Here is an 11,617-nt window from a genome sequence, read left to right as displayed (position 1 = left end):
GGACAAGTTAAGAGTGAATAACAAGGAGAACGGCAGATGAATAGATTGGAATTTTTGGAGAAGCTGAAAGAAGCTCTGGAGCAGGATTTAGGGCCGCAGGCAGTGCAGGATAATGTGAATTATTACAATCAATATATTATGGACGAGGTGAGGGGCGGCAAGACGGAAAGCGAAGTCATAGAGATGCTTGGCGACCCGTGGATTATTGCCAGAACTGTTATTGACGCCGGAGCCGGGCAGGGTCGGGAAGAATATGTGTATGAGACGCCCCAGAACAGACAGCAGGGGCGGGAATCTTCGAGCAGCAGCCTGCGTGTGTTCGCGCTGGATACATGGTGGAAGAAGCTTCTTCTTATACTGTGTGTGGTCGGCGTCGTTATGCTGGTGTTTGCAATCGTATCGGGAATCGTGAGCCTGATAGCCCCAATCTTGATTCCGGTCTTGATTATCGCTATATTATTAAGGCTCTTGCGCGGCAGGAGGTAGAAACGCAATAGGGACAGGTCCCAACGCATTGGGGACTGTCCCTATTGCGTTGGGGACTGTCCCCAATGCGTTGGGACCTGTCCCTAATGTGTTTCAAAAGTAAAAGACCGGTAGGGGAGCTACCGGTCTTTTGAGGGGAGTATAAATAATTAATAAGGGGTTGTAGAAAGTGTTCTTTCTACAATTGCTAGTATAATATAAACTGGTAAAAAAATCAAGTTAAATCTTAAAAATTTCTTAGTATAAAAAATTTATTTCGAAACATACTATGTTTGTACTAAAAAAGGTTAGGAGGAAATTCAAATGGCAAAGAATTATAATGCTTCAGACTACAGCGGTACAAACAACAACTCAAATTCATCTAACAAAAATGCATCCAACAAGAATGCATCCAACCAGAACGCATCTAATCAGAATGCTTCTGACAGAAATGCATCTAACCGTAATGCATCCAACCAGAATGCTTCTGACAGAAATGCATCCAACAAGAATGCAAGCAATCAGAACAAGAACATGAATTCTAGTTCCAATGCAAGCTATGACGAAAGCAACAAGTACTAAAAAATAGCTTCAAGAGGAAAAATGAGTGAGAGAGGCAGCCTTTCCGGTATGGAGGGGCTGTTTCTCTTTATTCTGTCTTGACAACAATTTGCAAAAAACGTAAACTAACCTTATTAGAAATGGAGGTTGCAGATGGAAAAGATGGAATTAATCGCGCCTTGCCATTTTGGGCTGGAGTCAGTTCTGAAGCGGGAAGTGCTGGATTTGGGATATGAGATATCTGTTGTAGAAGACGGGAGAGTCTGTTTTTGGGGGGACGCGCAGGCAATTGCAGATGCCAATGTATTTCTGCGGACGGCGGAGAGAATCCTTCTGAAGGTCGGGAGTTTCAAGGCGGAGACTTTCGATGAATTATTTGAGAAGACCAAGGCTTTGCCGTGGGAAGATTATATCCCTAAAGACGGGAAATTCTGGGTGACAAAGGCAGCCTCCGTAAAAAGTAAGCTGTTCAGTCCCTCGGATATACAGTCTATCATGAAAAAAGCTATGGTAGAGCGTATGAAGATGAAATATCATATGGAAAGATTCCCAGAAGACGGAGCTTCTTATCCGGTCAGGGTATTTTTTATGAAAGATATTGTTACAATAGGAATCGATACATCAGGAGTATCCCTTCACAAAAGAGGCTACCGCCAGATGACGGTGAAAGCGCCCATAACGGAGACGCTTGCGGCATCCTTGATTATGCTGACGCCGTGGCACAAGGACAGAATACTTGTGGACCCATTCTGCGGAAGCGGTACCTTCCCCATAGAGGCGGCCATGATGGCGGCAAATATTGCTCCGGGGATGAACCGCTCATTTACGGCGGAAAGCTGGGACAATATCATACCGAAGAAAGCATGGTATGACGCGGCGGACGAAGCGAATGAATTGGTGGATACTACGGTGGAGGTTGACATACAGGGCTACGATATTGATTCAGAGGCAATCAAAGCGGCGAGGCAGAATGCCAAGGACGCGGGAGTGGATCACTTGATTCACTTTCAGGAGCGCGCGGTTAAAGAACTGCGCCATCCTAAAAAGTATGGTTTTATTATCACGAATCCTCCTTACGGTGAGCGTCTGGAAGACAAGAAGGATTTACCTGAGATTTACAGCCAGTTAGGCGAAAGCTTCCGCAGGCTCGACAGCTGGTCTGCTTATATGATAACCAGCTATGAGGAAGCAGAACGGTGGTTTGGAAGAAAGGCAGATAAGAACAGGAAGATATATAACGGAATGCTGAAAACTTATTTTTACCAGTTTCAAGGGCCAAAGCCGCCCAGAAGGGGCAATGGCAAATAGCGGACAGAAAGAAGAGAAGTGGGAATGAAAATTATTTTTGCGACAGGAAATGAACATAAAATGGTAGAAATCCGTATGATTCTAGCCGATTTAGGGATGGAGATACTGTCCCTTAAAGACGCGGGGATTGAGGCGGATATCGTTGAGGACGGCAGTACCTTTGAAGAAAATGCATTGATTAAAGCGTCTTACATCGGAGAGATGCCAGAGGTGAAGGCCATGGATGCCATTGTTCTGGCGGATGATTCTGGTCTGGAGATTGATTACTTGAACAAAGAGCCGGGTATTTACTCCGCCCGGTATGCTGGGACGGATACATCTTATGATATAAAAAACAGCCTGCTATTATCACGTATGAAGGGAGTTCCGGACGAGGATAGAAGCGCACGCTTTGTCTGCGCTATTGCGGCCGTATTCCCTGACGGTACGAAGGAGGTCGTGCGCGGTACGATGGAGGGCAGAGTGGCCTACGAGGCTGCCGGTCCCAACGGTTTCGGTTATGACCCGATATTCTGGCTGCCGGAATATGGATGTACATCCGCAGAACTGTCCCCTGAGAAAAAGAATGAATTGAGCCACAGAGGACAGGGGCTTCGTATGATGCGTGAGATTATGGAGAAAAAGTTATGAGAATTCTGATTGTGAGCGATACCCATGGACGACATTCAGGTTTCGACACAGCGCTCAGACAGGCTGGCGCGATTGATATGTTGATTCATCTGGGGGACACCGAGGGCGGAGAGCATTATATGGACGCGATGACCGATTGTCCCGCTTACATAGTAAGCGGAAATAATGATTTCTTTTCTGAACTGCCGCGCGAGATGGAGATTCCCATTGGAAAATATAAGGCATTTCTTACGCACGGTCATTATTATTATGTGTCGCTGGGCACCGAACGGCTTTTGGAGGAAGCGAAAGCCAGAGGAGCTGATATTGTAATGTTCGGACATACACATAAACCTCTGCTGGAGCAGTCCGAGGACATCACGGTATTGAATCCGGGGAGCCTCTCATTCCCGCGTCAGGAAGGCCGTAAAGGCAGTTATATCATAATGGAAATTGATGACAACGGGGATGTGTCCTACACAATCAATTATATCTAAAAAATGAAAAATAGTTGTTGACAAGCCTTGCCTGTTATTATATAATAATTCTTGCGTCACGGATAACGGCGCGAAATGGTACATCGGGGTGTGGCTCAGCTTGGCTAGAGCGCCTGGTTTGGGACCAGGAGGTCGCAGGTTCGAATCCTGTCACCCCGATACCGCAATTGCGGGTGTAGTTCAATGGTAGAACACCAGCCTTCCAAGCTGGATACGTGGGTTCGATTCCCATCACCCGCTTACGCTGAGATTTCAGTGTATGTGTTTGTAGCTCAGTCGGATAGAGCAACGGCCTTCTAAGCCGTGGGTCGGGGGTTCGAATCCCTCCAAGCACGTTTTGTGGTGGGTATAGCGCAGTTGGTTAGCGCGCCAGATTGTGGCTCTGGAGGCCGAGGGTTCGAATCCCTCTATCCACCCTTGTGTTTTATATCAGCAAAGAGAAAGCAAGCAGAGATGCTCGCATTTTTTTTATCATTTATCATTTGATGGGCCATCGCCAAGCGGTAAGGCACAGGACTTTGACTCCTGCACTCGCTGGTTCGAATCCAGCTGGCCCAGTTATGGGCGTGTAGCTCAGGTGGTAGAGCACTTGACTTTTAATCAAGTTGTCCGGGGTTCGAATCCCCGCACGCTCATGTGAAGAAGATGACAGTTTTATAATTTGATTCTTCTTAAATTGAATATGCGGATGTGGCGGAACTGGCAGACGCGCTAGACTTAGGATCTAGTGGGAGACCGTGCAGGTTCGATTCCTGTCATCCGCATCAGCAAGTGTTGATTTTACTGGCTTTCAGTAAGGTTGACACTTTTTTAATATAAAATCTTGGATTTATGTCGAAGTTTCCCGACAGCCGTGATATGATGTATTTATTAAAGGATAAATGAAATTGTATATAGAATAACAAGCGATTAGAAAATGGGCTTGGAAAAAGGGGGAGGAAAGAATGGCACTATTAAAATGTCCGGATTGTGGGAAGGAAGTTAGCAGTAAAGCAGAAAGATGTCCTAATTGTGGATGCCCGATTGACGATATTATAGATAGTTTTGAGGCTAAATCCGATGATATTCCAATTACCACACCGAAAGAAAATTACGATAAAACGGCAAAGAGCCAAAAAAAGACAACAAGAAATGTAATAATAATTTGTGGAATTATAGTAATAATTGTTATTGCTGTCATGTGCGCTATATTTTTGGGAAGCCGCAAAGCGCAGAAAGAAGAAACAGGTGCAGAAACTTTAAAGAAAGAAACAGAGTGTATAGATTTTTATGAGTCTTTATTAGGAAGAAAATTGCAAGAAGATAAAAGCTTGGCTTTACAAGAATCTGATCGTACAAAAATGGAAAACGTTAGTTTGTTTGGAATTATTGGAGATGTAACTTTTTCAATACCGAAAGAAAATCAGACAGAGGTAGTAGGAGTTACATGGACATCTAAAGAGTCTTGTGATGACAAATCAGCAATATCCCTATTGCACGGACTTGAAAAAATATATGGAAAGCATAAACAATTAGAGAATATTTCAGATGTACAGGGAAGTAATTATAATTATTTTGTCAACTCACATGGAATACTTAATTGGGAGGAAGACGGTATTAGCGCTAAGTGCGGATATGATGAAAATAATAAGATAGTTCTAAACTGGGAAAAAGTGGATAGAGAAAAAAACGCAAAAGAAGATACCGATCAATGGGGAAGTGAGCAGATTGAGATGGGATATAATTCTATAATAGAATTACCTGAAAATTCACCGGTTACTGTCAGTGGCATAGCGCGCGAGGAAGCAGAGGGGATATACTCCGTGGAAATTTTTGCGCTTGATTTAGATGATGTTGATCCAGACACAAACGGCGGCAGCGAAAAGAAATCCATCTTTGTTATTGATTCTGATAAAAGCCAATCATATGATAAAAAGTACATTTCTGTTCATGGATATAAAACTACATATAATGGTGTTCTTAGTGTAAACGCTGTTGAAATAACCGATGAATCAGAGTCATTTCTCGAATACGGTGGGATATTGCCAGAGTAGTATAACATTTCACGTAAAATTGAAAATGAATAGTCAATTAAAGAACAAGGTTTCTTCATTCGTGGAGAAACCTTTTTGTATTCAAAGATAAAACATGGAACTGTCTAATCAGCAATATACGGAGAAAGTATTGCCTGTCTTATGGTATAGGAAAGATAGACGCCACTCACCAAATTGGTATATAATTCGACAATATTTGTAAAAAAATGGTGGTATTTGTTAAACGCTGGACAATGATTCTAAAATCATGCAAAATAGTAAGGAATGATTAAAACTTGAGGGAGATAGTATGAAAGTAGCGATTGTAGATGATTTGCAGGCGGACAAGGAAATATTAGAACAATACATCAATAGGTACGCCGCGGAGAAATCATTATTTATAGAGATAGAATGTTTTTGCTCGGGGGAACATTTTTTGAAAAATGCAGCGCCGAATAAATACCGGCTTATTTTTCTGGATATTTATATGAAGGGATTAGACGGTATGCAGGTGGCGGAGGCGCTGCGGCGTGACGATAAGGAGAGCTTGCTTGTTTTTACTACCAGTTCAAAGGATTTTGCGATTCAGGGATACGCGGTGAAAGCGTCCGGGTATTTGGTAAAACCTTATGATTATGAAATGTTCCGGCAGACAATGGAACTTATCAGGCCTTTGCTTGAAAAAGATTTGAGGTTCATAGAAGTCAAGGAAAAGAGGAGCCATGTAAAAATTTTGCTGCATGACATATTATATTGTGATTATGATAATCATTATATCTTGTTTCACACAAAGGATGAAGTTATTCGTTCCTACATGAAGTTCAAGGAATTGGAGGAGCTGTTGGCTCCGTATGATGAATTCCTTTGCTGCTACCGTAATATAATGGTGAATCTGGACAGGGTACAAGTGCTGGAGAGTGAAAGCTTTATCATGGAAAATGGGGAACAGATACCTATCCGCAGGCCGGACCGCATCAAGGTACGTAAAATTTATGCCGAGTTTGTCTTTCGAAAAATGAAGGGAGGCCTCCGGCTTGACTAATTGGATTATCATAGCAACAGCTATAATAAAATCGCTGCCGGTTATTCTCATTTTTTTATATTGTTTTCGCGATACTATAAAGATAAAGATGAACTATGTGTTGAGCATTTTAGCAGTCTTGGAGTTGTTTTTAGTTGCGAACACAATCTATACAGTACCAAGAATAGATGGTAATTCTTGGGCCAGACTGACTTCCGTGATTTTGTCCATTGTGGTTCAATGCATACTGATTCATATATGGACAACATTGAGTCTTGGGCAAAATCTGTATATTACCTTTCTGATGTACAATATAATTGACGATATAGATCTTCTGCTACAGAGCAACATGACGACGGTCGTGCCTATTGCAGAAAAGATAAATGGCACGTATCTGCTCAAACTGACCTTATATACAATTATTGTACAGGCTGTGTTATTTGTTTTCATGAAGCATTATCTGCAGCCTTTGGCTTCCCAAACGAAAGATTTGTCCATTTGGAATGCCGTCTGTGTAATTCCTATTGTTCTATTTGTCATTTTTAGATTTGCCATTTATCCAAACTATTTTAATCAGGGATTTGTCTGGTCCGATCTTATGATAATTATGCCTGTGGTATGGACTGTAGGGACGTTCGCCATACAGTTCTTTGTAATGAACGGACTGATAACCCTGAGTGAGAACATTAGGCTTGAGAAGGAACTGACAACCATGAGGGCTCTGACAGAGGCGCAGCGAAAACAATATATTGATTTGAAGGATTACATACAATCAAACCGCCGTCTGCGCCATGATTTCCGCCAGTCACTTCTTGTCATAAGACAGTATGCCCGAGAGGGAAAATGCGAGTCTATTCTGCAGCATATTCAGGCGTATACGGATGAGATGGACAGCCATAATTTAGAACAGATTTGTGAAAATGTTGCGTTGAATACCATTTTGCAGTATTATAAGGAGAAGGCGGAGAATAACGGCATTACTTTTCATTTGCAAGTGCAGGCTTTTAAAGAGACAGGGTTTTCCGAGATGGACTTGTGCGTACTCGTGGGAAATCTTTTGGAGAATGCCATTGAGGCATGCCTGCGCCAGATTGAAACGGACAGGTATATCAAACTAAAGATAGAAATGAAAAGCCCTTGTATATTGTCGATGATGATTTCTAATAGCTATGAAGGGAGCATTAGACAAAAATCCGAGCGTTATTTGTCCTCCAAAAGAGAAGACTTTGGTATCGGTATTGCCTCTGTTCAGCATATAACGGAGAAATATGATGGATTTACAAAGATTTCTCATGAAAATCAATGGTTTACAGTATATGTATTGTTGAATGGTCGGAAATAATGAGAATATTAAGTATTACAGCACAGAAGCCCCACAGTACCGGAAGCGGTGTGTACCTTACGGAATTGGTAAAGGGGTTTGCCAAGCTAGGACATGAGCAGGCAGTGATTGCAGGGATTTATAAAGAGGATATGGCAGAGTTTCCGGATGGGGTAGAGTTTTATCCCGTTTATTTTCGTTCGGAGGCTCTGCCTTTTGCGGTTACCGGTATGTCGGATGAGATGCCCTATGAAAGTACCCGGTACCGGGATATGGATGAATGTATGAGCAAAAGGTTTTGTCAGGCGTTTGAAGGATGTGTTACGCAGGCGGTGGAGGAGTTCTGCCCGGAGCTTATTATATGCCACCACTTATATGTATTGACCGCGCTTGTAAGACGGTGGTGTCCGCAGATACCGGTAGCCGGCATCTGCCATGGCTCAGATCTTCGTCAGCTCAAGAAAAATGAATGGGAGCGGCAGCGGATTTGGGCTGAGATAAAGCATCTAGATAGGGTGTTCGCCCTCCACGATGTGCAGAGGCAAGAGGTTATAAGCCTGTACGACATCGATGCGGATAAGGTGCATGTCATTGGGACAGGATATAATGATGAGATATTCTTTAGGAAGAAGGAGACAGACGCGGAGAGGGAACGGAGACGAGGGAAGCTCTTGTTCGCCGGCAAGCTTTCGGAAAAAAAGGGCGTGATGAGCCTGCTCAGGGCTTTGCGGTATGTCAGTCATCCGGAGAATCTAGAGCTGACTCTGGCGGGGAGTACGGGCAATGAAGAGGAACTGCGGGAAATCAAAAGTCTGGCCCAGATATGTCCGGTCAGAACGGTATTTGCCGGCCGTGTCCCTCAGAGCGAACTGGCATGTTTGATGAGAGGGCATGAAGTTTTTATCCTTCCGTCATTCTACGAAGGCCTTCCACTTGTGGTGATTGAGGCATTGGCCTGTGGAGAGAAGGTGGTGTGCACGGATCTGCCGGGAATCCGGCCGTGGCTGGACAAGTATTTGAGTGGCCATGAGGTTGTGTTTGTAGAACAGCCGGAGATGGCTGGAGAGGACGAGCCTCTGGAGGAGGAACTGCCTCTATTTGAGAAACGGTTGGCGCAGGGGGTGGAAACCGCGCTGGAGAGGCCGTTTGTGATGCCGAAAGGGCTCACGGACATCTCTTGGGAGGGAATTTGCCGCAAAATTTTAAGGTGTGTCCGGATACCTTAAGTATTTTTTGAGGAACAGATAGATTTTTTATTGAAAGATTTGAATCTTGATAGTATGATGTTAGATAGAATTGGCAACGGAGCCGGAGGTTTTTAGCTTCCGGCTTTCAATCATAACATAGGAGGGACAATAATGAGTAAACTTACTATTTCTGATGCGGTAAAATATATTGGAGCGGATGATAAAACACTGGATTTATTTGAGAGCCAGTATAGTATTCCTAACGGTGTATCTTACAATTCGTATGTGATATTGGATGAGAAGATTGCAGTTATGGATACGGTGGACAGCCGGAAGACAGAGGAGTGGAAGGAGAACCTGCAGGAGGCGCTTGCAGGAAGAGCACCTGATTATCTGGTAATTTCCCATCTGGAGCCCGACCATGCCGCTAACATTCAGCATTTTGTAGAGATGTACCCACAGGCAATGCTTGTGGCCAGTGCAAAAGCAGTTTCCATGCTCCCGCAGTTTTTTGATATTTCCAACTTAAAAGACCGGACTTTGGTCGTGAAGGAGGGGGAGACACTCTCTCTTGGCAGCCATACATTACAGTTCTTTATGGCGCCCATGGTACACTGGCCGGAAGTCATGGTGGAGTACGAGCAGTCTGAGAAGATTCTCTTTTCTGCGGATGGATTTGGTAAGTTCGGCGCGTTGGACGTGGAGGAGGACTGGACCTGTGAGGCAAGACGCTACTATTTTAATATCGTAGGAAAGTATGGGGCTCAAGTACAGGGCCTTCTGAAGAAACTATCGTCATTGGAGGTCCGTACAATCTGTCCGCTGCATGGCCCGGTGCTCACGGAGAATATAGAATACTATATCGGAAAATATTTGACTTGGAGCAGTTACGAGCCGGAGGATGACGGAGTGTTGGTCGCATACGCGTCTATTCACGGCAACACCAAGCATGCGGCAGAGAAGATGAAGGATATTTTAGAAGCAAAGGGCGCTGAAAAGGTAGTGCTTACTGATTTGTCAAGAGATGATATGGCGGAAGCAGTAGAGGATGCATTCCGTTACGACAAGGTTATTTTGGCGGCAGCTTCTTATGACGGAGGCGTTTTCCCCTGCATGGAGTCCTTCCTGCTGAATCTTTCACATAAGAATTATCAGAAGCGGAAAATCGGTCTTATGGAAAATGGTTCCTGGGCGCCCTGCGCTGGCCGTGTGATGAAGGGAGTGATCGAGGGGATGAAGAATATCGGCCTCTGTGAGAATATGGTGACCATCAAGTCGGTTATGAATGAGGAAAATATAAAAGAAATGGAAATGCTGGCGGAGGAGATTCTGGGGTGATTCGCCGGATGTGGAAGGTATGAGAGGACTTAAGATTAAAGAAGAGACGATGAAAAAGACAGGGACGGTGTGCGTGCTGGCCATGATATGCTGTCTTCTGTGGGGGAGCGCCTTTCCCAGTATAAAAGTAGGATATGAGCTGTTCCAGATTGGCTCCGGGGATACTGCGTCCCAGATCTTGTTTGCGGGATGCCGCTTTGCGCTGGCAGGAGTGCTTGTCATAGCCATAGGCTCCCTGCTGCAGGGAGAATTTTTAAGGCCATCTAAGGCAGCCCTGCCTAAGATTGCAAAGGTGTGCCTGATGCAGACCGTTATACAGTATTTCTTTTTCTACGTGGGACTTGCACATACGACCGGAGTGAAGGGCTCTATCGTGGAAGCGTCCAATGTGTTTTTGGCTATTTTAATTTCCAGCCTGATATTCAGGCAGGAGAAACTGGAAGGGAAAAAGATGCTGGGCTGCCTCGTCGGTTTTGCTGGGGTGGTGCTTATCAATTTGAGCGGCGGCAATATGGAGCTTGGATTTAACCTTATGGGAGACGGATTCATTTTTATTTCTGCCATAGCGTACGCATTATCGTCCGTATTTATTAAGAAATATTCCCAGACTGAGAATCCGGTCATGCTCAGTGGATATCAATTCTTGGCGGGCGGACTTATTATGATAGCCGGAGGGGCGGCTGCAGGAGGAAGATTCGGACAATTCAGCCTTCCCTGTGCAGGAATTCTCCTGTATATGGCCCTGATATCCGCAGTGGCCTATACATTGTGGGGAATCATGTTAAAATACAATCCTGTGTCCAGAGTATCCATTTTTGGTTTCATGAATCCCGTATTTGGAGTGCTGCTGTCGGCGGTCATTCTCCGGGAGGGAAGCTCTTTCGGATTAAAAGGAGTCATGGCCTTGCTGCTTGTATGTGCGGGGATATTTATCGTTAACGCAGAACGCGGCGCTTCTAAGCCAGAGCGCTCCCACCGTTGACTGAAATAGGAAAAAGTTACATAAAATCCTTCTTTTCAAGAGATACTAAAAGTATTTCATGACAAGGAGGATTTTTTATGGTCAATATACAGAAAACAGCGGTAATTGGATGTGGATTTGTGGGCTCTACCATTGCTTATACTTTAATGCAGCGGGGGATATTTTCGGAGATGGTTCTGATTGACATGAATCAGGAGAAAGCAAAAGGGGAAGCCATGGACTTAAGTCATGGGCTTCCGTTTACCCATGCTATGGATATCTATGCGGGAGATTACTCGGATATCAGGGATGCTTCGCTTATCATCATCACGGCGGG

The 11,617-nt window shown here is 44.3% G+C and carries 12 protein-coding genes and 7 tRNA genes; all 19 read left to right on the top strand.

Going from position 1 to position 11,617, the window contains the following annotated elements:
- The first annotated feature begins 36 nt into the window (after positions 1 to 36).
- Positions 37 to 486, top strand: coding sequence for a DUF1700 domain-containing protein (locus BN6465_RS16610; RefSeq protein WP_066737295.1), 450 nt, complete (start codon positions 37 to 39; stop codon positions 484 to 486).
- A gap of 303 nt (positions 487 to 789) precedes the next feature.
- Complete coding sequence (locus tag BN6465_RS16605) at positions 790 to 1,047, top strand: hypothetical protein (protein WP_066737294.1); 258 nt, start codon at positions 790 to 792, stop codon at positions 1,045 to 1,047.
- A gap of 132 nt (positions 1,048 to 1,179) precedes the next feature.
- Positions 1,180 to 2,334: a THUMP domain-containing class I SAM-dependent RNA methyltransferase gene (locus BN6465_RS16600; RefSeq protein ID WP_066737292.1), complete on the top strand. Its 1,155-nt coding sequence runs from the start codon at positions 1,180 to 1,182 to the stop codon at positions 2,332 to 2,334.
- A gap of 18 nt (positions 2,335 to 2,352) precedes the next feature.
- Complete coding sequence (rdgB, locus tag BN6465_RS16595; RefSeq protein ID WP_154670279.1) at positions 2,353 to 2,964, top strand: RdgB/HAM1 family non-canonical purine NTP pyrophosphatase; 612 nt, start codon at positions 2,353 to 2,355, stop codon at positions 2,962 to 2,964.
- On the top strand, positions 2,961 to 3,440 hold the full coding sequence (locus tag BN6465_RS16590; RefSeq protein WP_066737288.1) for a metallophosphoesterase family protein: 480 nt from the start codon (positions 2,961 to 2,963) through the stop codon (positions 3,438 to 3,440). Before rdgB ends, BN6465_RS16590 begins: the two co-directional genes overlap by 4 nt.
- Before the next feature lie 84 nt (positions 3,441 to 3,524).
- Positions 3,525 to 3,599, top strand: a tRNA-Pro gene (locus tag BN6465_RS16585).
- 10 nt (positions 3,600 to 3,609) lie between these two features.
- Positions 3,610 to 3,680 (top strand) — tRNA-Gly (locus BN6465_RS16580).
- 21 nt (positions 3,681 to 3,701) lie between these two features.
- Positions 3,702 to 3,775 (top strand) — tRNA-Arg (locus BN6465_RS16575).
- Positions 3,776 to 3,782: 7 nt separating this feature from the next.
- Positions 3,783 to 3,856: transfer RNA gene (locus BN6465_RS16570), tRNA-His, on the top strand.
- Positions 3,857 to 3,926: 70 nt separating this feature from the next.
- Positions 3,927 to 3,998 (top strand) — tRNA-Gln (locus BN6465_RS16565).
- A gap of 4 nt (positions 3,999 to 4,002) precedes the next feature.
- Positions 4,003 to 4,075: transfer RNA gene (locus BN6465_RS16560), tRNA-Lys, on the top strand.
- Between the two features lie 49 nt (positions 4,076 to 4,124).
- A tRNA-Leu gene (locus BN6465_RS16555) sits at positions 4,125 to 4,204 on the top strand.
- Between the two features lie 180 nt (positions 4,205 to 4,384).
- Positions 4,385 to 5,473, top strand: a complete 1,089-nt coding sequence (locus BN6465_RS16550) for a zinc ribbon domain-containing protein (protein ID WP_066737287.1) — start codon at positions 4,385 to 4,387, stop codon at positions 5,471 to 5,473.
- 289 nt (positions 5,474 to 5,762) lie between these two features.
- Positions 5,763 to 6,494, top strand: a complete 732-nt coding sequence (locus BN6465_RS16545; RefSeq protein ID WP_066737286.1) for a LytR/AlgR family response regulator transcription factor — start codon at positions 5,763 to 5,765, stop codon at positions 6,492 to 6,494.
- Positions 6,487 to 7,815, top strand: coding sequence for a sensor histidine kinase (locus BN6465_RS16540; RefSeq protein WP_066737285.1), 1,329 nt, complete (start codon positions 6,487 to 6,489; stop codon positions 7,813 to 7,815). Before BN6465_RS16545 ends, BN6465_RS16540 begins: the two co-directional genes overlap by 8 nt.
- Positions 7,815 to 9,020 carry a glycosyltransferase family 4 protein gene (locus tag BN6465_RS16535; protein WP_066737284.1) on the top strand — a complete coding sequence of 402 codons (1,206 nt, stop codon included), beginning with the start codon at positions 7,815 to 7,817 and terminating at the stop codon, positions 9,018 to 9,020. The genes BN6465_RS16540 and BN6465_RS16535 overlap by 1 nt, the downstream gene beginning before the upstream one ends.
- Before the next feature lie 132 nt (positions 9,021 to 9,152).
- Positions 9,153 to 10,319 carry an FprA family A-type flavoprotein gene (locus BN6465_RS16530; RefSeq protein ID WP_066737282.1) on the top strand — a complete coding sequence of 389 codons (1,167 nt, stop codon included), beginning with the start codon at positions 9,153 to 9,155 and terminating at the stop codon, positions 10,317 to 10,319.
- A gap of 19 nt (positions 10,320 to 10,338) precedes the next feature.
- On the top strand, positions 10,339 to 11,301 hold the full coding sequence (locus BN6465_RS16525; RefSeq protein WP_066737280.1) for a DMT family transporter: 963 nt from the start codon (positions 10,339 to 10,341) through the stop codon (positions 11,299 to 11,301).
- Positions 11,302 to 11,378: 77 nt separating this feature from the next.
- Positions 11,379 to 11,617, top strand: a 239-nt coding sequence (locus BN6465_RS16520) for a lactate/malate family dehydrogenase (RefSeq protein WP_408605612.1), incomplete at its 3' end; no start/stop codon positions are given.

The organism is Bariatricus massiliensis, assembly GCF_900086725.1.
Taxonomy (GTDB): domain Bacteria; phylum Bacillota; class Clostridia; order Lachnospirales; family Lachnospiraceae; genus Allocoprococcus; species Allocoprococcus massiliensis.
Note: the sequence above shows the minus strand (reverse complement) of the source record. Positions and strands in the feature narration are given on the sequence as shown.